The organism is Phyllobacterium myrsinacearum (assembly GCF_002980555.1).
In the GTDB taxonomy this organism is placed as follows: Bacteria; Pseudomonadota; Alphaproteobacteria; order Rhizobiales; family Rhizobiaceae; genus Phyllobacterium; species Phyllobacterium myrsinacearum.
On record NZ_PVBT01000001.1, the window covers coordinates 773,600 to 796,144 of the forward strand.

At 60.8% G+C, this 22,545-nt stretch carries 20 protein-coding genes; 7 read left to right on the forward strand and 13 right to left on the reverse strand.

What is annotated here, in order from left to right; all coding sequences use genetic code 11:
• Positions 1-54 precede the first annotated feature (54 nt).
• Together C5750_RS03665 and C5750_RS03670 are read right to left on the reverse strand one after the other, a co-directional pair.
• Positions 55-1,005, reverse strand: coding sequence for a hypothetical protein (locus tag C5750_RS03665; protein ID WP_105732479.1), 951 nt, complete (start codon positions 1,003-1,005; stop codon positions 55-57).
• 141 nt (positions 1,006-1,146) lie between these two features.
• Positions 1,147-2,256, reverse strand: coding sequence for an OmpA family protein (locus C5750_RS03670; RefSeq protein ID WP_105732480.1), 1,110 nt, complete (start codon positions 2,254-2,256; stop codon positions 1,147-1,149).
• A 244-nt stretch (positions 2,257-2,500) separates the two neighbouring features.
• On the opposite strand from C5750_RS03670, the gene C5750_RS03675 reads away from it, so the two are divergent.
• Positions 2,501-3,433, forward strand: coding sequence for a LysR family transcriptional regulator (locus C5750_RS03675; RefSeq protein ID WP_105732481.1), 933 nt, complete (start codon positions 2,501-2,503; stop codon positions 3,431-3,433).
• A gap of 63 nt (positions 3,434-3,496) precedes the next feature.
• On the opposite strand, the gene C5750_RS03680 is transcribed toward C5750_RS03675, so the two are convergent.
• Together C5750_RS03680 and C5750_RS03685 are read right to left on the reverse strand one after the other, a co-directional pair.
• On the reverse strand, positions 3,497-5,374 hold the full coding sequence (locus C5750_RS03680; protein ID WP_105732482.1) for a TRAP transporter large permease: 1,878 nt from the start codon (positions 5,372-5,374) through the stop codon (positions 3,497-3,499).
• Between the two features lie 8 nt (positions 5,375-5,382).
• The gene (locus tag C5750_RS03685) at positions 5,383-6,396 is read right to left on the reverse strand and encodes a TRAP transporter substrate-binding protein (protein WP_105732483.1); all 1,014 of its coding nucleotides are present in this window, start codon (positions 6,394-6,396) and stop codon (positions 5,383-5,385) included.
• 329 nt (positions 6,397-6,725) lie between these two features.
• On the opposite strand from C5750_RS03685, the gene C5750_RS03690 reads away from it, so the two are divergent.
• Positions 6,726-7,400 carry a GntR family transcriptional regulator gene (locus C5750_RS03690; protein WP_245420966.1) on the forward strand — a complete coding sequence of 225 codons (675 nt, stop codon included), beginning with the start codon at positions 6,726-6,728 and terminating at the stop codon, positions 7,398-7,400.
• 3 nt (positions 7,401-7,403) lie between these two features.
• Here the strand turns inward: C5750_RS03690 and C5750_RS03695 are convergent, their stop codons facing one another.
• Both C5750_RS03695 and C5750_RS03700 read right to left on the reverse strand, forming a co-directional pair.
• Complete coding sequence (locus C5750_RS03695; RefSeq protein ID WP_105732485.1) at positions 7,404-8,696, reverse strand: MFS transporter; 1,293 nt, start codon at positions 8,694-8,696, stop codon at positions 7,404-7,406.
• A gap of 42 nt (positions 8,697-8,738) precedes the next feature.
• On the reverse strand, positions 8,739-9,971 hold the full coding sequence (locus tag C5750_RS03700; RefSeq protein ID WP_105732486.1) for a mechanosensitive ion channel family protein: 1,233 nt from the start codon (positions 9,969-9,971) through the stop codon (positions 8,739-8,741).
• A gap of 242 nt (positions 9,972-10,213) precedes the next feature.
• Between C5750_RS03700 and C5750_RS03705 the strand changes: the two genes are divergently transcribed.
• Positions 10,214-10,885 carry an HAD family hydrolase gene (locus tag C5750_RS03705; protein ID WP_245420967.1) on the forward strand — a complete coding sequence of 224 codons (672 nt, stop codon included), beginning with the start codon at positions 10,214-10,216 and terminating at the stop codon, positions 10,883-10,885.
• Between the two features lie 5 nt (positions 10,886-10,890).
• Here the strand turns inward: C5750_RS03705 and C5750_RS03710 are convergent, their stop codons facing one another.
• The 3 genes from C5750_RS03710 to C5750_RS03720 all read right to left on the reverse strand — a co-directional run bounded on the left by C5750_RS03710 (position 10,891) and on the right by C5750_RS03720 (position 14,416).
• On the reverse strand, positions 10,891-12,417 hold the full coding sequence (locus C5750_RS03710) for a malonate--CoA ligase (RefSeq protein WP_105732487.1): 1,527 nt from the start codon (positions 12,415-12,417) through the stop codon (positions 10,891-10,893).
• Positions 12,414-13,823, reverse strand: coding sequence for a malonyl-CoA decarboxylase (locus C5750_RS03715; protein ID WP_105732488.1), 1,410 nt, complete (start codon positions 13,821-13,823; stop codon positions 12,414-12,416). The genes C5750_RS03710 and C5750_RS03715 overlap by 4 nt, the downstream gene beginning before the upstream one ends.
• A gap of 278 nt (positions 13,824-14,101) precedes the next feature.
• The gene (locus C5750_RS03720) at positions 14,102-14,416 is read right to left on the reverse strand and encodes a PsiF family protein (protein ID WP_105732489.1); all 315 of its coding nucleotides are present in this window, start codon (positions 14,414-14,416) and stop codon (positions 14,102-14,104) included.
• Positions 14,417-14,852: 436 nt separating this feature from the next.
• On the opposite strand from C5750_RS03720, the gene cml reads away from it, so the two are divergent.
• Positions 14,853-16,058: a CmlA/FloR family chloramphenicol efflux MFS transporter gene (gene cml / locus C5750_RS03725; RefSeq protein ID WP_105732490.1), complete on the forward strand. Its 1,206-nt coding sequence runs from the start codon at positions 14,853-14,855 to the stop codon at positions 16,056-16,058.
• Between the two features lie 63 nt (positions 16,059-16,121).
• Here cml and C5750_RS03730 read toward each other — a convergent pair whose 3' ends face one another.
• Entirely contained in the window at positions 16,122-16,643 is a 522-nt protein-coding gene (locus C5750_RS03730; RefSeq protein WP_105732491.1) for a hypothetical protein, read from the reverse strand.
• Positions 16,644-16,947: 304 nt separating this feature from the next.
• On the opposite strand from C5750_RS03730, the gene C5750_RS03735 reads away from it, so the two are divergent.
• The 3 genes from C5750_RS03735 (at position 16,948) to C5750_RS03745 (ending at position 19,630) form a co-directional block, all read left to right on the forward strand.
• A complete protein-coding gene (locus C5750_RS03735; RefSeq protein WP_105732492.1) occupies positions 16,948-17,793 on the forward strand; it encodes a MetQ/NlpA family lipoprotein in 846 nt (281 codons plus the stop codon).
• Between the two features lie 117 nt (positions 17,794-17,910).
• Positions 17,911-18,993, forward strand: coding sequence for a methionine ABC transporter ATP-binding protein (locus C5750_RS03740; RefSeq protein ID WP_105732493.1), 1,083 nt, complete (start codon positions 17,911-17,913; stop codon positions 18,991-18,993).
• On the forward strand, positions 18,974-19,630 hold the full coding sequence (locus C5750_RS03745; RefSeq protein WP_105732494.1) for a methionine ABC transporter permease: 657 nt from the start codon (positions 18,974-18,976) through the stop codon (positions 19,628-19,630). Before C5750_RS03740 ends, C5750_RS03745 begins: the two co-directional genes overlap by 20 nt.
• Positions 19,631-19,668: 38 nt before the next feature.
• Here C5750_RS03745 and C5750_RS03750 read toward each other — a convergent pair whose 3' ends face one another.
• The 3 genes from C5750_RS03750 to C5750_RS03760 are packed head-to-tail and all read right to left on the reverse strand — an operon-like array spanning position 19,669 to position 22,513.
• Complete coding sequence (locus C5750_RS03750; RefSeq protein WP_105732495.1) at positions 19,669-20,421, reverse strand: ABC transporter permease; 753 nt, start codon at positions 20,419-20,421, stop codon at positions 19,669-19,671.
• A complete protein-coding gene (locus C5750_RS03755; RefSeq protein ID WP_105732496.1) occupies positions 20,418-21,359 on the reverse strand; it encodes an ABC transporter ATP-binding protein in 942 nt (313 codons plus the stop codon). The genes C5750_RS03750 and C5750_RS03755 overlap by 4 nt, the downstream gene beginning before the upstream one ends.
• A complete protein-coding gene (locus C5750_RS03760) occupies positions 21,356-22,513 on the reverse strand; it encodes an ABC transporter permease (RefSeq protein WP_105732497.1) in 1,158 nt (385 codons plus the stop codon). The genes C5750_RS03755 and C5750_RS03760 overlap by 4 nt, the downstream gene beginning before the upstream one ends.
• Positions 22,514-22,545 lie beyond the last annotated feature (32 nt).

A 22,545-nucleotide genomic window follows, 5' to 3' on the forward strand; every position in this document is an offset into this window, starting at 1 on the left:
CGGCCTGCTCCCGGCATTTCCGTCCGGGGGCAGGCCGTCTTGTATGCCGGCGGGTTATGCCGTTGCCGCCAGACCGGCATTTTCCTTGAGTTTCCTGAATTTGCCGGACATTTGCGACAGCTTGGCTTCCCATTCGGGATTGGGCGACTGGCCTTCAATCGTCCGGAAAAACACCTGCATCATGCATGTGATGGCAAACGGTTCGATGAGGGCGGCCTTGACGGCCCAGGCAAAGATGAGGGCGAGAAGGAAGCCGCCGGATGTCCAGCCGCCCGGAATCCAGTAGACCAGGGCTGCCGCCGGTGCCAGCATCACCAGGAATACGGCGATCGACAGGCCGTAGACGATGACGGTCAGAAACGCGGCATTGCGCAGCATCGTTCCCGCATTCTGGCCGTAGAGCACCAGTGCCGACTGTGCCGATTGCCAGGGATTGGGGCTGCGCGTCCGGATGATGTAGGCAAGCATGACCTCATCGATGAAGCCGACGGCAATGCGCAGGAATGCCCGGATCAGCGACATGAGCTGGTCCAGGCCGGGCAGGGGCAGAAAGGCGGCGACACCCTGCACCAGTCCGGTGATGGCCGCCAGCACGCCCTTTATCAGCTGGTCGACGGCAAAAAGGACGCTTGCCTCGGCGAACCGGTTTGCAACGATGCCTCTGGCGTACCGGATCTGTCCCTGATTGTCCGGCAATGGCCTGCCGTCGAGCAGCTCCACCAGCACGGCAATGTGCCCTGCCTTGACGACATAGAGGATGTATTCCCGCATGAGATAGAGGGCCCCGGCGGTCATGCAGAAGCCGACAAGCCCGCCGATGAAGATGGAATTGGCCCGGAACCCTTCATCGCCAAGGCCGCCAATACCCCAGCCGATACCGGCGCCGGTTGATGTGACGAGCACATAGGCGATGACCATGCCGAAGTAGATGGCAATTCTAAGCGCGATGAACGGGGCCGTGCGTGCCATGAGGCCGAGTGAACGCGTGATGCTGAAGTTCCACATGAGTGTCCTGCTTGATCTTTGAGAATGTGCAACTGCCGGCGTGCGATGATTGCCATGTCGGCCATTCATCTGCCAGTGGAGATTTGAAACTCTGAAACACATGGCGCTGGCGGTATTTGCGCCGCCAGCGGATTGCGCGCATTAGCGCATTTTGACGAGTTCAACACGCCGGTTCTTGGAACGGTTTTCCTCGGTTGCATTGCTTGCCGCGGGGGCAGACATGCCTGCACCAAAGGAGCGCAGCCGCCCGATTGCGATGCCGTAACGATCTGCCAGCACTCTGGTCACCGAAGCCGCCCGGCGCTTGGACAGGTCGACATTGTAGTCGAAATTTCCGACGTCATCGGTGTGGCCGACAACCAGAACGTTGAGGTCCTGGTTCGATTTCATCATGTTGGCGATCTCGGACAACGCAGCGTCGGATTCCGGCTTGATGTCGGTCCGGTCCGTGTCGAAGAAAATGCCATAGAGGGCAACGCGGCCGCTGGTATCAAGGGCCGTTGCCATTTCGCGGGCATTGACGGTGATCATTTTCTGTTCGCGCTTTTCCGGCTCCACCACGTTGACGAGGGCGATCGTCCTGTCAGTATAACGGGCGCAACCGTCGGTGAAGCTCTTGGCAATGCGATAGGTGTGGACCGTCGCATAGGCGTCCGCGCCGCCCTGCGGAAAGCTCGCCGCAAAAAAGCGCTGGTCATCGATCTTGTACGGCAGGGCCGAGCAGCCCAAAGCATCATCAAATTTCGCCTGCAGCTTGCTCTCGTCGATGAAGTACATCATCAGGCTGGTGTCTTCATTGCCGCCCGTGGGGACGCGGGCCGAAAGATCGGCGCTGCCGCCGCATTCTTCGCCCTTGCAGGAATAGAGGATCTTGCCGCCCTTCGCGGCGATTTCATCCTGATAGTTCCGCGTGACTTCAAGGGTGGAGCGCCCTTCAGGGGTGAGATAAATGAGCCGGGTCAGTTCGCCTTCGACCGTCTGTTTCTGCTTGGGCTTGAATACTTCCATATAGGTCCGCTCGATCTTTTCGCCCGTATCGACAAGCGGAGACAGCGGAAAGGTGAAGTCGGTGAATTTCTGGTGAAGATGGCTCAAAATGAGCGAGCCTTCATAGCGCTTGAGCGCCGGGCTGTCCGATGCGCCCGCAATATCCTTTTTGGGCAGCGCCGTTTCCTCAGCCCATGCGGCTGTTGCCATCATGGCCACGATCAGGCTGCTGCGGACGCATAATTTCGTGAAGTGGTTGAACATGGTTTTTCCTGTCAATGGTCAGTTGAGTTGTATTCGCCAAGCTATGAGCCTGTGCCGCCAGGTCGCCGCCGGTGGCCTGGTGATGCGGGGTGCAATCCGCGATTCCTGGGAGACTGTTACGGATAGCACCGCCTCATTTTGCATTTTACCGGGTTATAATACAAAAATTGACTTGCCCGGAAACAAGGGGAGCTGATAGATAGGCCATCGAAACATGTAAAATGAAAACTTCTGGACGCGCATCATGAGCAAGATTCATATCAACCTGACCATGCTGAAGGCTTTGATTGCTATCGTGGAAGAAGGCGGGTTTTCCCGCGGCGCCGACCGGATCGGCGTCAGCCAGTCTGCCGTCAGCCACGCCATCCGCGGCCTGGAGTTCGCGATAGGCGCACCACTGATCGAGCGGCAGCGGGGCAATATGGAACTGACGGCCATGGGCCAGAAAGTCGCCGAGGAAGCGCGCGGCGTGCTGCAGGCCATCGAGCGGCTGCGCAAACTCGGCCAGAACCGCAATGTCTGCGGCACGGTGCGCGTCGGCGTCGTCGCCAGCATCGCGTCGCGGATCACGCCGGCGGCCTTGCGCGACCTGCGCCGCAATTTTCCCGATATCCGGCTCGATATCTGGGATGGAACCGATCAGGAAGTGCATGAATGGGCCAGAAATGATCTGATCGACATTGGCATAGCCGGTATTTGCGATGGTCTGAACGCCGAGCACTTCATGGAAGAAAAGCTGCTTCTCCTCGTTCCGGAAGATCATGTCCTGGCCGGGCGCGAGACCGTATTGCAGGCCGACTTGCAGGATGCCCGCTTTGTCGTGCCGGCAATGGGGTGCGGCCCGCAGATCGACAGGATGCTCGGGGATGCCGGTGTTGCAATCGATGTTGTCGTGCGCGTGAGGGAAAAGGAGACGCTGTTTTCGATGGTCCGCTCCCATGTCGGCGTGGCCATGGTGCCTGAACTGGCGCTGCCGGCCATTGTCGATGGCTGTGTTGTCCGTCCGCTTGATCCGCCATTTTCCCGGAAACTGTTTCTGATGCACGGCGATGCCAGCTTGAATTCGTCTGCGCGGGCGGTGGCCGATGCGTTCAGGCGTGCGTCATGCAGTTTTGCTTTTTGTTTGCCTGACGAAGCAATTCAGGATGATGCCAGAATCGAGGAAAAGACGGCTTGATCCCGGGTTTGATCCGAGGGCTCGATCCCTTCTGCGAGGGATCGAGACTGCCATGGTTCCCGGCTAATGCACAAAGCCCATATAGCGCGGCAGCGACAATGTGATATCCGGAATGAAGGCGATCAGCAGCAGACACACGAACAGGATCGCCAGATATTTGGCGATAGGCTTGACCGTTGCCTCCAGGGACACGCCGCCCACCGCACAACTCGTGTAAAGCCCGAGCCCCAATGGCGGCGCGAACAGGCCAAGCCCCATCGCGACGATGAGCACGATGCCGTAGTGCAGGGGATGGATGCCAAAGCTCTGCGCCACCGGAATGAGCAGCGGGCCGAAGATGATGAGCGCCGGAGCGCCTTCCAGTGCGGCACCCATGACGATGAGGATCAGGATGGAGGCGATGGTGAACGCCCAGGAGCCTGCGCCGTGGCTGAGATTGATCATGGCTTCCGCCAGCATGTGCGGCACCTGGTCGATGGTCAGCGAGAAGGCAACGGTCTGGGAGGCTGCGACCACGAAGAGGATCATACCGGCAAGCGTCGCGGAGCGGATGAACAGGTGTACCGTGCTGCGCCATGTCAGCTCCCGGAACACGAGGCGTCCGACCAGGAGCGCATAGGCCACGGCGAAGGCGCCGATTTCGGTGGCGGTGGCAAAGCCGGAGCGATAGCCGCCGAAAATGATCACAATGACGCCAAGGCTGACCGCACTGCTCCACATGAGATTGTTCAGGCTGCGCCCCGAGGTTTCGACCGGGGCAGGCGGCGCTTTCTTGGAGAAGATGACGACGCCAAGGATGAGGGCTCCGGCCATCAGGATCGCCGGATAAATGCCAGCGGCAAACAGGCCGCCGATGGACAGGTTGGCCACATAGCCGAGAATGATGAGGTTGATGCAGGGCGGGATGGTTTCCGCCATGACGGCACTGGCCGCCAGAAGGGCCACGCCTTCGGAGGGATCATGGCCCGAGCGGCGCATGGCCGGGATCATGACCGTACCGACAGCCGTCACATCCGCAAGTTTCGAGCCGGAAATGCCTGAGAACAGCACCATGCTGAGAATGGTGACGATGTTGAGCCCGCCCTTGCGCTCGCCCACACCCCGGCGCAGCAATTCAATCAGCCGCACCGACATGCCATTCACCTCCATGGCAAGGCCGGTCAGGACAAAGAACGGTACGGCAAGCAGCACAAAATTGTCGATACCGCTGGAGGCCTGCTGGGCAAAGACCGCAAATGGAATGAAACCATCGCCGAGAATGTAGAGCAGGGCACCGACACACAGCGAAAAGGCGATGGGAATGCCGCTGGACAGGCAAATGGCAAACCCGCCGAGCATCAGAACCAGCGGGCTGGGTGCATGATCCGGCAGAAGCGTTGTCCAGAGCGTCACCGCACCAGCCAGAACAAGAAGCCCGGCCAGGCCCATCGCAATGTCTGTCTTGGGATAGGCCAGCAGCCGTGCCGCGGTGAAAATGGCCATGCAGAAGCCGCCGGCAACGAGCGGATACATGAAGAGATTTTGCGGCAGGCCGGTCGAAGTCACCTGCGTGGAGGCAGACTCGCAATACTCGATGGCGAAGACCGCCACGGCGAGTGTCACGCCGAGTTCGATCCACAGGCCCGCCGCTTCCACGCGGGATGCATGGTGCGGCGCCAGCTTGTCCCGCAGGATACGGATACCGACATGATTGCCCTTGGCGACCGCTGCAGCGCCGCCCAGAAAGGCGACGGCGATGAGCAGCATGCGTGCGACTTCATCGGCCCACAAAATGGTGTCGTTGAAGGCGAAGCGCCAGAGGACGGCGATGATGACCAGGGCGAGATCGGCGGCCAGGGCGATGGCGGCCAGGATCTCGACGGTGCGCAGGAGAGCGCCGACAAACGGCGCGCCCCTGACGGCGGGTGCATGGGCGGTGGGCAAGGCAGCCTCGACGGACATGGGCGACCTCAGGCCTTGGTGATGGATTCAAGCACGGGCTTGGTGCTTGGATAGGTCCTGGCGAACTCATCCCAGAGCGGCAGGACAAGCTGCTTGAAGGCGGCGCGATCGACCTCGTGCGTCGTCACGCCATTGCTGCGCAGTTTTGCCAGCGCGCTGGCTTCGATCTCGTTTGCCTTGCTGCGCTGGAAGGCGGAGGCTTCCGCCGCCGCCTCGCGGAAAGCGGGCAGATGTTCCGCCGGTATTTTGGACAGGGCACGCCTGCCGATGACGATGGTCTGCGGATTGCAGATATGCTGGGTGAGGGAAATGTGCTTGGCCACCTCATAGCACTTCAGTGCCAGGACGGTCGGGGCATCGTGCTCCAGCCCGTCAATGACGCCCGTCTGCAGGGCGGTGTAGACTTCGCCCAGTGACATCGGCGTGGGCGATGCCCCCATCGCCTTCAGCGTGGCGACGAAATTGGCAACCGGCAGGACGCGAATCTTCTGTCCCTTGAGCAGTTCCGGCGTGTTGGCAGGCTGGCGCGCCGTTACGTTGCGCCCGCCGAGACTATAGGCCCAGCTGACAACCTCCACGCCAATCTTGTCGGCAAAAATGCCGTTCAGCACCTTGCCCGCGCTGCCATCGAGCACCGGTCCGGCCGCATCCATCGAATTGAAGAGATAGCCGAGATCGAGAACACCGATTTCCGGCGCGAGCGTGCCCCAGATGGAGGAGCCGGAGATCATCATGTCGACAATGCCGAGCTTCACCTGGCCGACAATGTCGGCTTCCTTGCCAAGCTGATTGTCAGGGAAATATTTGATCTCGACAGCATCGCCGGCCTTGTTTTTCAGGCTGCTCTGGAAGCGGTCATACCACAGCCAATGCGCCGAGTTCGGATCGGCGGGCAGGGATGACGACATGCGCAGGGTCACCGGGGCGGCTTCGGCGCGCGTCGCGCGGCCGAGAATGGCAAATGTACCGGCACCGGCAAGGCCAAGGCCGAATGCACGGCGTGTCAGGCGAAAATCCTTCATAGTCTCTCCTCCACATCGGCCACTCCCCGTGGCCTTGATTGTTCCCGACGCCAGACATGATCGGCGTCACCCCATGCTGCCGTTCTTGCTCAGGACGGCTTCGGACACGGTCGCGGACTCCTCAATCCACCCGCCGTGGTGCTGGCTCTATGCACGCTTTGCTTGGTTCAGGCGGATTCCTGTGCGAAACAGCATGGGTGCCTTGTCTATCCGGCACCGGATTCTGGTTCACAAACAGGCCGTCGCTTGACCGCGGCTGGCACGGCATATACTAGTATGGTAGTATGATATGGTAATCGATGCAATGCAAGCGGATTGGAGGAACAGGTTTGACGATTGATCTCAGCCGTGGTGGCTCAACGGCGCACCGGCTCGAAAAGGAGCTGCTCAGGGCCATTGTTTCGCTGGAATTATATCCGGGCGTGCGCTTGTCGGAGCAGGAGATTGCCGAGCGCTACGGCGTGTCGCGCCAGCCCGTGCGCGAAGCTCTGATCGCGCTCAGCAAACAGCAGTTTGTCGAAGTGCTGCCGCAGCGGGGCACGATGGTGGTCAAGATTTCCCTTGCCAAGATGCGGGAGGCGCGGTTTCTGCGCGAGGTCATCGAAAGCGCCGTCGTGCGCCGGGCCTGTGAAGCGTTTGACCCGGCAAGCCGGGAAAAGATCGACGAGGCGCTTGAAGCGCAGGCGCGTGCCGCCGCCCGCACCGACCACAGCGCTTTCCAGAGATTTGACGAGCAGTTCCACATTGCGCTTGCGGAAGGCGCAGGCTGTCCGATGGCATGGTCGGTCGTCGGCAACCTCAAGGCCCATATGGATCGGGCCTGCCAGCTTACCCTGTTGAATGCGGCGGCCATGCAGCTGCTCATCCAGCAGCATCAGGCAATCGTCAGCGCCATCGATGCGGCCGATCCCGACGCGGCGGAGGCGGCGATGCGCCACCACCTCACCGAAATATTGCGCGCCCTGCCGGAGGTGGAGAAAAACCACCCGGATCTGTTCGAATAGAGGTCAGCGCACCGCATCGTGCCGGCTGGATTTCAGTTCCCGGCCGAGAAACAGAACGATGATGGCTGCCGCCGCAAGGCAGCAGGCAAGCACGCCCATGCCGATCTGGAAACTGCCGGTGCTCTGTTTGATCCAGCCGACGAGATAGGGACCGGCGAACCCTCCGAGATTGCCGACGGAATTGATCAGCGCAATGCCACCGGCTGCCGCCGTTCCCTGCAGAAAGACCGGCGGCATGGCCCAGAAGGGGCCGAGGCTCGCATAAATGCCGACGGAGGCAACGCCGAGACAGAAAAGCGCCACCAGATTGGACTGGAGATAGACGCTGCCGATGAAGCCGATGGCGCTGACCGCCGCGGCAATGGCGACATGCCAGACCCGCTCGCCGCTTTTGTCGCTGTGCCTGCCCCAGAGCAGCATGGCGATGGCGCTGACGAGATAAGGCAAGGCCGTGATGAAGCCGACCTGCGTGTTGGAAAAACCCATCGCCTTGATCATTTGCGGCAGCCACAGGCCAATGCCGTAAAGCCCGATGACGATGCCGAAATAGACAAGGCCGAGGAGCAATACCCGCCTGTCAACCAAAGCGGGCCAGAGCCTGTGCTGGGTGCGGCCGGGATGGGCGAGGTGGTCCTTGTCCAGTCTCTCCTGGACGATGCGCCGTTCGGTCAGCGTCAGCCAGGGCGCCTGCGCGGGGCCATTGGGCAACAGGCGCAGCACCGCAAGGCCGAGCAGGCAGGATGGGATGCCCTCGATGATGAACAGCCACTGCCAGCCTTTCAGCCCCCAGGCGTGATCGATCCCGATGATCAGGCTGGAAAGCGGTGCGCCGACGGCACTTGCCAGCGGCACCGCTGCCATGAACAGGCCGATGAATTTCGCCCGCTGCGCCGCCGGAAACCAGTATGTGAGGTAAAGGATCATGCCGGGAAGAAACCCCGCCTCGGCGAGGCCAAGCAGAAAGCGCAGGATAAAGAAACTCCATGGCCCCTGCACAAAGGCCATGGCGGCGGAGACAAGCCCCCAGGTAATCATGATCCGGGCGATCCAAAGCCGCGCGCCGACCTTTTCGAGAATGACGTTGCTGGGCACTTCGAACAGGAAATAGCCGAGAAAGAAAATACCCGCGCCCCATCCGTAGACATAGGGCGTCAGGCCGACATCGTCGTTCATGGTGAGGGCAGCAAAGCTGATATTCACCCGGTCGAGAAATGCGACGAGATAGAGCACCATCATGAAAGGAATGATGCGCAGGCTTATTTTTCGGTATGGATCTACCGTTTCGTTCAGTGACATGCGTGCCTCCCAACCCCACTGCCGTGATCTGCCGCTTCTTTGTCAGGCCAGATCGATTCCCTTGTTCTTGAATTCCTGCAGAATCATCTCATTGATATCAGAGATGATCTCTATACGGCCATTGCTAGGATCACTGATCCAGAAGCGGGCCAGAAGCTTGATGCTCTTGTTTTCGATCGTTGCCGTAAAAATCCGGGGCGGCGGCTGTTTCAGGACGCGCGGCTGCTTTTGCACGGCATCGAGAAAGATGCGGCGCGCCGCATCCAGATCGGCGGAGGATGCCACCGCGACCGGGCATTCCAGCCGTATATTGCTGTCGGAGAGCGTCTCGTTGAAGATCGTGCTGCTGATCAGCGTGTCGTTGGATATCAGGACATCGAGTCCATCGGTGGTATGGATCGTTGTGTAGCGGATGGTCATCTCCGTGACCTTGCCCGAAATGCGGTCGGTAACCAGATTGTCGCCGACCCGGACCGAACGTTCAAACAGCAGGATGAGCCCGCTGATATAGCTGGCGGCAAGCTTCTGGAAGCCAAGGCCAAGACCAATGCCGAGCGCGCCGCCAAAGGCGGCAAGGGCGGTCAGATTGATCCCGGCCAATGAAATGATCAGCAGGGCCGCAACCACCCACATCGTTACCGAGATGATACGGTCGAGAGCAAGCGCAAGATTGGGCTGCAGGCCGCTCCTGCGGTGGAGATAACGCTGCACCGTTTCGGAAATCCAGATCGTGACAATCAGGATGATGGCGCCCAGAAACAGGATGTTGAAGATCGCCTGCGCACTGATTCTGGAGTCGCCGATGGGGATTTCCGCCTCGAAGAAACCCTTGATCGCCGGATTCCATTGCCCGAAGAGATAAACGAACAGTGCAAACCAGAATAGAACGGACCCGACGCGCAGGATGGAGCGAAACGGGTCATGCGGTTTGAAAAGAAGTTCGACGACCGCGCCGACAACCCGGACGACAAGAAAGGAACCAAGCGCGCCGCCCATCACGAACACCAGCGTGTTGGCCAGTGTTCCCCTGAATATCTGCATCAGCGCGAGGATGAAGATGATGGTCAGAACAACAGTCGAGAGATAATCGATGAGAATGCGGATGCGCGATCTGATCGGCCATTTCCGTTTCAGCCGCCGGGTGATCAATGCTGCGACGATGATTGATCCGGCAAGGGCGGCAATCGACGCAAAGGCCACGCGCGGTGATTGCTGAAACAGGGAGAACGCGCCGGTGGCGAGTGCCTCGATCGCATCGGCATCTTCTTTGTCCATCACGCCCCCGACTGTTCAAAGCTGCGATACACGCAGCGCATGAACGATATGCTTGCTGCAATATCTTGTGACATAAATTGCGGCGCAAAAACAGATCGGCCGCTGACATCGGCACCTCAGGCGCGTCATGGTTGCAAACACAGATTTTGGTGCCATTTTGCGCCGGAAATTAGCATGGCGGGCGTTGCGGGCAAGCGCTGCAATTGTGTATCGGTGGTTTTGCCAATGAAAGGAAATTCAAATTGTCTCCAACCACTTCCGCCGTTTTCAGCAAGCCGTTTGCGGCATTGCTTTTCGACATGGATGGCACGATCCTCAATTCGCTGGCTTCCGCCGAGCGCATATGGGGCAACTGGGCGCGCCGCAAGGGCCTTGATGTCGAAACCTTCCTGCCCACCATGCACGGCGTCCGCGGTGTCGATACGATCCGCCGCCTGGCTCTGCCGGGGGTGGATCCGGAAACGGAAGCAGCGGAGATCGAGCGGGAGGAAATCGACGATGTCGAAGGCATTGTCGCGATTGACGGGGCGGTGGCCTTTCTGAACGCCCTGCCGCCGCAGAGCTGGGCGATCGTGACATCAGCCCCCCTTGCGCTGGCGCTGCGGCGGCTGGAAGCTGCGGGTATTCCTGTTCCCCGAACGATGGTGACGGCCGAGGATGTCTCGATCGGAAAACCGAATCCGGAATGCTATCTGCTCGGTGCCGAAAAACTCGGCGTGGATATTGCGGACTGCCTGGTTTTTGAAGATGCGCCGGCGGGCATTCAAGCCGGTGAGGCGGCCGGTGCCGAGGTCATCGTAGTGACGGCGACGCAGGTGCACGCGATTGCCACCGCTCACCCGGCAATCGCCAGCTACGACGCCATTGCCGCCCATGTCGGCAAGGACGGGAAAATCTCCATCGTCAGCCGGTAGGGCGTTCAGGCGTTCACCTGGCTCGCATAGAGATTGCCATATTGCTCGCGCAGCACGTTCTTCTGCACCTTACCCATGGTGTTGCGCGGCAGGTCATCGACGAAAATGATACGTTTGGGCTGCTTGTAGCGCGCCAGGCGGTCCTGCAGCGCGTCGAGAATGGCTTTCTCATCGATATCGGCGCCGGATTGCCTGACCACGACGGCGGTCACGCCCTCGCCGAAATCCGGATGGGCAACACCGATCACGGCGCTTTCCATGACGCCCGGCAGTTGATCGATTTCGGTTTCCACTTCCTTGGGATAGATGTTGTAGCCGCCCGATATCACCAGATCCTTGCTGCGGCCGACAATGTGCACATAGCCACCCGCATCGATCTTGCCGAGATCGCCGGTGATGAAGAAGCCGTCATCGCGGAACTCCGCCTTGGTCTTCTCCGGCATGCGCCAGTACCCCTTGAACACATTCGGCCCCTTGACCTCGATCATGCCGGTTGCATCGGCCGGGAGCATCGCGCCGGTTTCCGGATGGGTGACCCGCACGGCAACACCCGGAAGCGGAAAGCCGACCGTTCCGGCAATCCGCTCGCCATCATAGGGATTGGAGGTGTTCATATTGGTTTCGGTCATGCCGTACCGCTCCAGAATGGCATGGCCGGTACGCTCCTGGAATGCCCGGTGCGTATCGGCAAGCAGAGGCGCCGAGCCGGAGATGAACAGCCGCATTCCCCTGGCGGCATCACGGGTCAATCCCTCATTCTGCAAAAGCCTGACATAAAAGGTGGGAACGCCCATCATGGTGGTCGCGCGCGGCATCAGCGACAGGATTTCCGCCGGGTCGAATTTTGGCAAGAGGAACATCGATGCGCCGGACATCAGGATGACGTTGGTGGCGACGAAAAGCCCGTGGGTGTGAAAGATCGGCAGGGCGTGGATCAGCCGGTCATCGGCTGTGAACTGCCAGCAGGCCCGCAATGTCAGGGCATTCGACAGGAGATTGTCATGGGTCAGCATTGCGCCCTTGGAACGTCCGGTTGTGCCCGATGTGTAGAGAATGGCGGCGAGATCATCTGCCGCTCTCGCAATATCGGGAAAATCCGGCGATTGATCTCTTGAAATATCCATGAGCGAGCCGCAGCCGTGGTCATCGAGCGTCTCAACCGACGCACCATGGTTCGATGCCACAGCCTTGATGCCATCGGCTGCCTGCGGTGTTGCCACGACGAGACGCGGTTCGGCGTCACCGATGAAATAGTCAAGTTCAGCCAGGGTGTAGGCGGTGTTCAGCGGCAGATAGACCGCTCCGCTGCGGATGCAGGCGAGATAAAGCATCAATGCTTCTGCGCTTTTTTCCACCTGAACGGCCACCCTGTCGCCGGGGACAACGCCGAGGCCGCGCAGGGCGCCCGCCATCCGGCCGGAGCAGCGCAGCATGGCGCCATAGGTCCAGCTGCGTCCGTCGCCTGTTTCAATGAACACGGCATTGCCGGCGGGAATGGCATCCCGGATGGCGTCGGACAGATGATTGCTCATGAACTCAATTCCTTGCTGTCTGCTGCGTTCCCGGCGCGCTCCGCGGCAGGCGCGGAGCGGTTCGGCTTGATGCTGCGAAGCAGCTTGCGGATGGCTGGCGCGGCAACGATCTCGCCCCGCTGGGCGAAAGCCTCGTGGTTGGTTTCAATATCGTCAAGCTTGTAGAGATAATTGACCATCAGCCCGTGCGCCTGCCGCATGGCGCGGCTTGAACGGTCGGCAAGAAAATCCAGCCGCTCCAGCCGCGCGCCGTTGCCGAGGTGAAAGCGGGCAACCGGATCAACCGGCCGGCCATCCGGCGTCCGGGCCCGGAGGAAATACCAGGCGGCGGCGGGCAGCAATGCCGCCTTTACATCGGCGGTCCCGGCCGTGCCGCTGGCCCAGTCGGCGTCATCCAGCACGGCGAGAGCGGCCTTGTCCTCCGCCGTCAGCACATCGGAATCCTCATTGCGCCGTTCGCGCCCCAGCCAGCCTGCAAAGGCCGGAGCCGGTGAAAGCGTGACGAATGTATCCAGTTTGGGAAGGTCACGGCGCAGATCTTCGACCACCTGCTTGATCAGGAAATTGCCGAAGGAAATGCCGCGCAGGCCCGCCTGGCAGTTCGAAATGGAATAGAAGACGGCGGTTCGCGCATCCTGTGCCTGAATCGGCGCGCGCTTTTCCCCGAGCACGTCGGAGATGGTTTCGGGAATGGTCTTGGTCAGTGCCACTTCCACGAAGATCAGGGGATCGTCGGCCAGTTGCGGATGAAAGAAGGCAAAGCAGCGCCGGTCGCCCGGCGCCAGGCGGCGGCGCAGTTCATCCCAGTCGCCGATCTCGTGCACGGCCTCGTAGCGGATGATTTTTTCCAGAATATGCGCGGGCGTTGACCAGTCGATCGGACGCAGTATCAGAAAGCCGCGATTGAACCATGAGGTGAAGAGATGTGCGAAATCCGCATCCACAGCCTCAAGGTCCGGAGTGTCGATCTTCAGCTCCAGCAGCCGTTCGCGCATGCGCACCAGCGTTGATATGCCGTTGGGCGCGAGATTGAGGCGCCGGATCAGTTCCTGCCGGCGTGGCTCCGCGGCCTCATGCAGTTCCAGCACTGCTTTCGCGCTACGTTCCGCACGGTATGTGTCGATGGCCTTGTCGAGCTTGTCGGAGTCAGGCCCGAACTTGCCGGCAAGAAGCAGCATGAAATCGCGCTGCTGTCCGTCGTTCAGGCGCGACCATTGCTGCAGGATTTCCGCCGCCAGCGCCATGCCGGATGCCTCGCCGCGGCTGGAGAGCAGCATGTCGCACAGTTTTTCCAGGCTGGTGAGGCTGGTCTGCGTCCGTTCCGCGCGTGGCGCAAACGACAGCAGCTTGCGGCCGCGTTCGGTGATCGTCTGCACCATGTCGCTGAAGAAGGATGTACCGGTCATTGCAGAACTCCAATTCAGAGGATTGATCGCGCGGGAGGGCAGGCACGACAGACCTATGATGGGAGTATTTCCGAAGTTGCGCCTGCTGCAAGGCCTATTATAGCCGATCCGGCTTGCCTGCGCTTCGCCAAAGAAGCCCCTGATGGCGGGGCAGCGACCGGACGGAAACAATGCCGTCCGGGCGGCGACGGGCTGAAAGCCTGAGCGGCCGCGTATTTACCTTTATCGATAACTGGCGGGCGGCGGATTTACCGCGCCCGCCAGCAGCAGGTCGGGCGTTAGCTCTTGCCGCCGTTCTTCTTGCATTCGGCGCGGAACTTGTGGCGTTCCTTGCCATGCAGGCCCTTGGCATCAGCCTGGGCCGAGCATGCCTTGGAGATGGCTGTTTTGGCCGGGGTGGTGGCTGTGGCAGCCGGAGCAGCGGCGGGTTTCTTGGCCATGGAATTGGCGGCCGGCTTTGTCGTTGTGGTCGGTGCGGCCGGTGCGGTTGTGGCCGCTGGCGCTGTCGTTGCGGGGGCTGCAGTCTGTGCCATCGCGCTTGTGCCGACAAAGGCAAGGATCGCGGTGGCGGTAAGGGTGGCAACTAGTCTCATGGTCGTTTCCTTTGAGTTACAAACCCGTTTTGTAGCGCTTTGTGACACCAGGTTCTCTCGCGCTACGGTTGCACCTGAGCACTGCTTGCATTTCGCCAAGCCCTTGCAAATCAATGAGATGCGCGGTGCTATACGCCATGCCAACATTGCTCGAGTCACAGATTATTGATCGACCGTGTTTTCTTTGTGTGCATCAACATTAATTTTTTCCATGAAACGGCCCTGTTTTGCAGCTGCTTGACGCTCGCGCATCACGGCTCTATATCGGCGCTTCAACCGGGAGCTGCACTTCCATGAAAGCCACCACGCTCGCAACCCGCTAGGCCGCAACAACCGTTTTCAACCGTTGTTGCGGCATTCAAAGCTCTCATCATGCTTTTTGCGTTGGGATCAATGATCGCCGCCGGACTTTCCTGTTCGTGTGGGATTCTTTGTTATGCTTTACCCCAAAAATTGGACTTATTCGCTGCCGGCAGCCTTGCTGCTGATGGCTCCCTTTGACCTGCTCGCTTCGCTGGGCATGGACATCTATCTGCCTGTTGTCGTCCGCATGCCTGCGGTTCTCCAAACCACACCGGCGACGATCCAGCTGACACTCAGCCTGTATATGATCGTTCTTGGCTGCGGGCAGCTCCTGTTCGGCCCGCTGGCCGACCGCATCGGACGCAGGCCCGTCCTGCTCGGCGGCGCACTTCTGTTCACCTTTGCCTCCGCCGGATTGGCCATGACCAGTTCGGCCAGCGTTTTCATAGCGCTGCGCGTTGTCCAGTCGGCAGGTGGCGCGGCGGCCCTGGTGGCAACCTTTGCCACTGTCCGCGATGTTTATGCGGCGCGGCCGGAAGGCGCCATCATCTATGGCCTGTTCGATTCCATGCTGGCCTTCGTTCCGGCTTTTGCACCGATGATCGGCGCATTGGTCGATCATATATTCGGCTGGCGTGCCGTTTTCTGGTTGCTTGCCGGGCTTGCTGTGTTGTCCGGGCTGCATGCGTTTCTGCGCTGGCCCGAAACATGTCCGCTACAGACACATCCGGCAACACTGCGAGGTAGTTTTGGCAGGGTGTTTTCCAGCGTCTCGTTCTGGACCTATACAATGGGTTTCAGCACCGCTATGGGAACGTTCTTCACCTATTTCTCGACGGCGCCGCGCATTCTCATGCAGGCGCTTGGCCTGTCTTCGACCATGTTCAGCCTCGTCTTTGCAACCGTTGCCCTTGTCATGATCGTGTGCAGCCGCTTTGGCGGTGTGTTCGTCCGGCGTTGGGGGCTAAAGGGATGCCTGATCAGGGGGATGGCCTTGTTCCTGGCCGGCGCGGTGGTGCTGATGGCGGGACAGATGGTCCTGCCCATCTCCATTGTCACGTTCATGGCGCCGATGTGGATCATGGCTTGCGCCATATCATTGACATCTGCCGTTGCGGCAAACGGGGCTTTGCGCGACTTTGGTGATATCGCGGGAACGGCGACAGCCATCTATTATTTCATCCAAAGTGTGATTGTCGGGGCTGCCGGGACGCTGGCCGTGGTCCTGCTCCCCGAGGCGAGCTTTTGGCCCGTTGCGGTGTTTGCCGCCGTGGCGGCCGTTGTCACACTGGGTTTGGCAGGCCTGTGCGGACCTGATGAAAAGCATGTAACCCTTTAATTACACTGCATCATTCGCGATCCCGGCCAGATTATCGCCGGGGTCGCGGATATGGCAATCGGCTCATGCCCTGTAGGAATGCAGTTCCGGATCAAGCTCCACCTCAACCACGTTGGTGAAGACCGCCGTGGCGATCATGATACCGGCAAAGGCGACAAGGTTGACCAGCGTCGGCTCGTCATAACGTGCAGCCAGTTTGTTCCACAACCGCTCGGGCACCGCATTGGCATCGGCAACGATGGCCTTGCCAAAATCGATCAGCACCGTTTCATCCGCATCCGGGACGATGGTCTCGGGCTGCAGCCCGGAGTCGATCAGGGCGCGGCGGAAAAAGGTGACGGGCACATCCGCATGGCTTGCCTGCGCGATGGCGAGCGACAGAAGCCAGATGGCGCGATCCGGCAGGGCCGGGCGCAACAGATCCCGCAAGGTAAACCATTCCGCATAGATGCGGTGGGCGACAGGTGAATGCAGCATGATGCGTTTCATGTTGGTCATGCGGCCGCGCAATTGCAGCTCCCGGTCGTGCTCGGCGCGAACATCCGGCGCAGCGTTTTCATAAACAATCGGGGAAATGCGGCTCATGGGAAATATCCGTCTGTGACAGGTTTGCGGGGGGTACGGGGCAGGGTGTTCAAAGGCTTATATTTTCTGGCGGCGGCGCGCCATGGAAAACCCGATGGCAGATTCATTTCGCGGCAAAACCCGGATGTATTCCACATTCTGGAAAATTCCAGCTCCGGTTGCGGCAATTGTTGAAAGGTTTTTCGCCTGCTGCTCTGCACAAAAGATAGTCATCCCTCGCTCAAACCGTGTGCATTCGCGAATATCCGGGATGAAACAAGACGTTTCTCTTTTCGCTATTCACACTGCCTACGGGGGCCAGCACATGACAAAAACCATAGAAAATCTCGAAAACAACGGGAAAATCACGCGGCGCGCCGGCCTGTTTGCGCTGATGGCTTCGGCTATCGCCATTGCCAGCTTCACCGCGCCGCAACCGTCGCAGGCGGCTGACAAGGCCATCAAGGTCGGCATCATCAGTGGTGAGGACGAAGATGTCTGGAAAGTCGTGACGGCGGAAGCCGCCAAGAACGGCCTGAAAATCCAGACGGTTGTTTTCAACGATTACACTCAGCCGAACGAAGCGCTGGAACGTGGCGATCTCGACGCCAATGCATTCCAGCACAAGCCCTATCTCGACAACCAGATCAAGACGCAGGGCTACCACATTGTTCCGGTCGGCTATACCGGCGTCTGGCCCATCGGCCTCTATTCCAAGAAGTTCAGCAAAATCGCTGACCTGCCGCAAGGCGCCGTGGTCGGCGTTCCCAACGATCCGTCGAATGAAGGCCGGGCGCTGCGGGTGCTGGAAGATCAGGGCGTCATCAAGCTCAAGCCCGGCACGGGCATTCTCGCCACCATCGCCGACATTGCCGACAACCCGAAGAAGGTGAAAATCAAGGAACTCGATGCCGGTATTGTCGGGCGTTCGGTTGAAGATCTCGATGCAGCCGTGGTCAACACGGATTGGGCGCTGAAGAGCGGCCTGACACCGGAAAACCGCATCGCCCAGGAAAAGATCGCCGACAATCCTTACCGCAATTTCATTGCCGTGAAGGCCGGGCAGGAGAAGGAGCCATGGGTGAAAACCCTCGTGTCCTCCTACCAGAACGACAAGGTCAAGGCGGAATTCGACAAGGTGTACAAGGGAACAGGTATCAGCGCTTACTGATAACCGGTTGATCTAAAAGCAATCACGACAAAGCGGTTCGCAGCATGGATATATGCCGCGGGCCGCTTTCCCGGTTGATGCGGATGCCGTTGCGGCATCCCTCCAAGAGGAAAACACATGAATTCGCATGTCTCTGTTCCCGGCCAGACGGGTGCAATCATAGCCGGTACGCCGCTTGCCGACGCTGTCGTGCGGCTTGAGAATGTCAAACGGCATTTTGGGGAAACGCCGGCTTTGGACGGTGTGTCCCTGACTGTCCGCAAGGGGGAAATTCTTGGCATTATCGGCCGCAGCGGCGCGGGAAAGTCGACGCTGATCCGCTGCCTCAACGGGCTGGAGCGGCCGGAATCCGGGGCCATTTTCGTCGAAGGCAGGCAGATCACCGGGCTTAGCGAGCGGGAGCTGCAGCCCTTCCGCCGCCGTATCGGCATGATCTTCCAGCACTTCAACCTCTTGTCGGCCAAGACCGTGGAAGAGAATGTGGCGCTACCGCTGAAGATCGAGGGCCGTCCGAGGGCTGAACGGCTCCAACGCGCGCGCGAACTGCTCGATCTTGTCGGCCTTTCCGACAAGGCAGGGGCCTATCCGTCCTCCCTGTCCGGCGGGCAAAAGCAGCGGGTCGGCATTGCGCGGGCACTGGCGGCACGCCCGGCCTTGCTGCTTTCGGACGAAGCGACATCGGCACTCGATCCCGAAACAACCCGCTCCATCCTCGCGCTGCTGAAGGACATCAATCGCAAGCTTGGCCTCACCATCCTGCTGATCACCCATGAGATGGAAGTGGTCCGCTCCATCGGCGACCGCGTGGCAGTGATCGATGCAGGGAAAATCGTCGAGGAGGGTCCCGTCTGGTCGGTGTTCGCCGATCCGCAGACGGATATCACCAAAAGCCTGCTGGCGGGTATTCGCCCGCAGCTTCCGGCGCATATCGCCGATGCCCTATCGGCGGAACCGGGCGGCGAGGCTGTGCTGGGTGTCGATCTCGCTGGTGCTGCAGCGCAGGGCACCTTGCTGGCCGAGCTGCCACGGCCGTTCCGCCTGCTGCATGGCGGTGTCGATCATGTGCAGGACCAGGCGGTTGCCCGGCTTTATCTTGCGGTTCCGGCTGTGCCTGCCGGCGCTGTCCAGACATTCATTCAATTTCTCGAGGCCCGCTCGGCCCGTGTGGAGGTGCTCGGCTATGTCACCGGTCATGCTTGATCTTCTCGTTCAATCCATCTGGGAAACGCTTGTCATGACCGGGGCCTCCGGTCTGATCTCGCTGGCCGCGGGATTGCCGCTTGGCCTTGCCCTGGTGGCAACGGACCGTGGCGGCATTGCGCCCAATCCCTGGGTCAACAGTGTGCTTGGTGCCGTCATCAACGCCTTCCGATCCGTGCCGTTCATTATCCTGCTGGTGGCGCTGATCCCGGTAACGCGGCTCATCGTCGGAACATCCATCGGCACATGGGCGGCCATTGTGCCGCTGTCCATCGGCGCGACGCCCTATTATGCCCGCATTGCCGAGGTGTCGCTGCGCGAAGTCGATCGCGGATTGATCGAGGCCGCACGCGCCATGGGCGGCAACCGCTGGACGATTATCCGCGAAGTGCTGGTGCCCGAAGCGCTGCCGGGCATTATCGCCGGTTTCACGGTGACGCTCGTCACTCTGATCGGTGCATCAGCCATGGCCGGTGCCATCGGCGCGGGCGGCCTCGGCGATCTGGCCATCCGCTACGGCTACCAGCGGTTTGAAACCTCGATCATGATTGCCGTGGTGATCGTGCTCATCGTTCTCGTCTGCGGCATCCAGTGGGTTGGCGACAGGCTGGTCAAGCGGCTCGACCACCGGATTTAGACACGATGTAATGAATGAAAAAAGCGCAGGGGAAACGGTCAGCCTTGCTGGAGAAGGCCCATGCGCCGCGAAATGAAACGTTCCATCGCCGACAATCCGTCATAGATCATGACGGCGAGCACTCCGACGATCAGACCGCCCTGCAGCACAAAGGAGAGGTTGTTGGATTGCAGCCCGGCAATGATCACTTCGCCCAGCGTTTTGGCGGCAACCGTGGAGCCGATGGTGGCCGTTGCCAGATTGATCGTCACCGAGAGGCGGATGCCGGCAAGAATGACCGGCATCGCCAGCGGCAGCTCCACTTTGACAAGCCGCTGCCAGCCGGTCATGCCGACGCCGCGCGCCGCATCGGTGACGGTCGGCGGCAGGGTGGTCAGGCCGGTCAGCGCGTTTTCGAAGATGGGCAGCAATCCGTAGAGAAACAGCGCGATCAGCGTGGGTTTTTCACCGAAGCCGACGGCTGGCACCGCCAAAGCGAGCACGGCGACGGGCGGAAATGTCTGGCCGATATTCACCAGACTGCGGGACAGTGGCAGAAATTCCGCGCCGAAGGGGCGCGTGACCAGAATGGCCAGCGCGATGGCCACGATGGTCGCGCCCGCCGTCGCAATGGCAACGGTGCGCAGGTGAAGCAGTGTCAGGTTGAGCAGGCTGCCCTGATTATAGATCACCGGAGCATTGTTCTGCGTCAGCGGGCGAAACACCGGCTCGAACCATTCCGGCCGTGCGAGAAACACGACCAGCAGCACCAGGATGCCGATGCGCACTATGGCGGGCAGGCGCAGTTTCATGCGGCGGGCCTCGACGCCCGCTTGACCAGCCCATCGACGGTGACCCGGCCGATGGCTTTGCCGGCCTCGTTGACCACGGGCAAAGCGGGGCGGCCGGACCAGAGGAGTTCAGCCAGCGCATCGCGCTGGGTGGCGGAGGCGGGGATGGCTTCGCCCTCGGCTGTGCCGGGCTCCACCGCGTCGCCAGCGGGGCTCAGGGACAGGAAGCGGAACGGCCGGTCACCCGTGCCGACCAGTGTTGCCACGAAATCCGTTGCCGGATTGGCAAGAATTTCGGCGGGCGTTGCATACTGCAGCAGATTGCCGCCATCCATCACTGCAATCTTGTGGCCAAGGTGGATCGCTTCCTCCATATCATGCGTGACCAGGATGATCGTGGTGCCGAACCGCTTCTGGATGGCGAGCAGGTCCTCCTGCGCCTTCGAGCGTATGACGGGATCGAGCGCGCCGAACGGCTCGTCCATCAACAGGACGTTGGGTTCCGCTGCCAGCGCCCGGGCAACGCCGATGCGCTGCTGCTGGCCGCCGGAAAGTTCATGCGGATAGCGTGGGCCAAAGGTTTCCGGGTCGAGCTGAAACAGGGAGAGCAGCTCGCTGACGCGGGCATCGGTTCTTGCCTTGTCCCAGCCGAGAAGTTCGGGAACGACCGCGATGTTCTGCGCCACGGTACGGTGCGGGAAAAGGCCATGCCCCTGAATGGCATAACCGATGCGGCGGCGCAGTTCGTATCCGGGCAGGGTGCGGTTGTCCTCGCCATCGAGCCTGATCACGCCCGCTGTCGGTTCGACCAGCCGGTTGATCATGCGCATCAGCGTCGTCTTGCCCGACCCTGAGGTCCCGACGATAACGGTGATCGTTCGCGGCTGCACGACAAGCGAGACGTCGTTGACGACCGTTGCCGCGCCGTAGCGCTTGGTGATGTTCTCGATTTCGATCATGCGGATGTCCTCGCGTGAAAGGGGGAGCTGAGTTCGACGGCCGCATCGAGAATGATGGCAGCCGCGAAGGCGAGAAGCACGGTCGGAACCGCCCCGAGCAGAACCAGATCCATGGCGGTCTGGCCAATGCCCTGAAACACGAAGACGCCGAAACCGCCGCCGCCGATCAGCGCGGCGATGGTTGCAAGGCCGATATTCTGAACCAAGACAATACGCACGCCGGTCAGGATCACGGGAAAGGCCAGCGGAAACTCCACCCGGAACAGGCGCTGCCGTTCCGTCATGCCGACACCGCGGGCGGCATCATTGGCCTGCACCGGCACGCCGGCAAGCCCGACCACCGTATTGGCCACCACCGGCAGCAGGGAATAGAGAAACAGCGCGACGAATGCGGGCGCCATGCCGATGCCCTTGATGCCGATGTCAGCGGCGCCCGGCACATGCGCCGCGATCCAGCCGAGCGGGGCGATGAGAATGCCGAACAGGGCAATGGAGGGGATGGTCTGGACGATGTTGAGGACGTTGAGAACGGCGGCGCGCAGCTTCTGCACCCTGTGGCACAGGACACCGAGCGGGATGCCGACAATGACGGCAGCGGCGAGCGAGCCGAGCGCCAGCGTCACATGCTTGCTGGCCTCCGCCCAGAAACTGTCGGCGCGGGCGCTGTATTCCTTGAGTATCGACAGCCTGTCCCAACTGCCGGTGAACAGGACAAAACCGAGGAAGGCCCCGGCCAGGACAAGGACTAGGATGCGGAGCGGCGGTGTCGGGCGCAGGCGCGTCAGGGCATCCGCCGCCAGCAGGGCGAAGGCAAAGAGCAGCAGCCAGAAGCCCGAGGCCGGGGATACGCGCGCGTAGGTGTTGCCAGGCGGCGTCAGATGGTCGGCCGCCGTGCCGATCAACAGGAGGAGGGCGGCCAGGGCGGCGAAGCTCGCCGCCAGCCGCAATGTCGAGGGTGTGCGGAACAATCCAACGAGAACGGCTGCTGCAATGACCGCCAGAAGCGTGGGGCCAGCCCAGGAGGGCAAGGCCGCCAACAGCGTCTGCGGCTCACCGGCGACGATCCGGTTGGCACGGAACGTGGCAAAGGGTGCTGCCGCCACGGCATATCCGGCGATCAGGGCAATCACGACACCTAGTTTGTCCAGACGCACGGCATGGCCTCCTTTTTGCCGGAACAGGGCAA

Coding starts and splice junctions, on each gene's coding strand:
- C5750_RS03675 (WP_105732481.1), top strand. CDS start 2,501: ATGAGCAAGATTCATATCAACCTGACCATGCTGAAGGCTTTGATTGCT.
- C5750_RS03730 (WP_105732491.1), bottom strand. CDS start 16,643: ATGAGCCGCATTTCCCCGATTGTTTATGAAAACGCTGCGCCGGATGTT.
- C5750_RS03665 (WP_105732479.1), bottom strand. CDS start 1,005: ATGTGGAACTTCAGCATCACGCGTTCACTCGGCCTCATGGCACGCACG.
- C5750_RS03700 (WP_105732486.1), bottom strand. CDS start 9,971: ATGGACAAAGAAGATGCCGATGCGATCGAGGCACTCGCCACCGGCGCG.
- C5750_RS03670 (WP_105732480.1), bottom strand. CDS start 2,256: ATGTTCAACCACTTCACGAAATTATGCGTCCGCAGCAGCCTGATCGTG.
- C5750_RS03745 (WP_105732494.1), top strand. CDS start 18,974: ATGTCACCGGTCATGCTTGATCTTCTCGTTCAATCCATCTGGGAAACG.
- C5750_RS03735 (WP_105732492.1), top strand. CDS start 16,948: ATGACAAAAACCATAGAAAATCTCGAAAACAACGGGAAAATCACGCGG.
- C5750_RS03755 (WP_105732496.1), bottom strand. CDS start 21,359: ATGATCGAAATCGAGAACATCACCAAGCGCTACGGCGCGGCAACGGTC.
- C5750_RS03740 (WP_105732493.1), top strand. CDS start 17,911: ATGAATTCGCATGTCTCTGTTCCCGGCCAGACGGGTGCAATCATAGCC.
- C5750_RS03720 (WP_105732489.1), bottom strand. CDS start 14,416: ATGAGACTAGTTGCCACCCTTACCGCCACCGCGATCCTTGCCTTTGTC.
- C5750_RS03715 (WP_105732488.1), bottom strand. CDS start 13,823: ATGACCGGTACATCCTTCTTCAGCGACATGGTGCAGACGATCACCGAA.
- cml (WP_105732490.1), top strand. CDS start 14,853: ATGCTTTACCCCAAAAATTGGACTTATTCGCTGCCGGCAGCCTTGCTG.
- C5750_RS03685 (WP_105732483.1), bottom strand. CDS start 6,396: ATGAAGGATTTTCGCCTGACACGCCGTGCATTCGGCCTTGGCCTTGCC.
- C5750_RS03695 (WP_105732485.1), bottom strand. CDS start 8,696: ATGTCACTGAACGAAACGGTAGATCCATACCGAAAAATAAGCCTGCGC.
- C5750_RS03680 (WP_105732482.1), bottom strand. CDS start 5,374: ATGTCCGTCGAGGCTGCCTTGCCCACCGCCCATGCACCCGCCGTCAGG.
- C5750_RS03710 (WP_105732487.1), bottom strand. CDS start 12,417: ATGAGCAATCATCTGTCCGACGCCATCCGGGATGCCATTCCCGCCGGC.
- C5750_RS03750 (WP_105732495.1), bottom strand. CDS start 20,421: ATGAAACTGCGCCTGCCCGCCATAGTGCGCATCGGCATCCTGGTGCTG.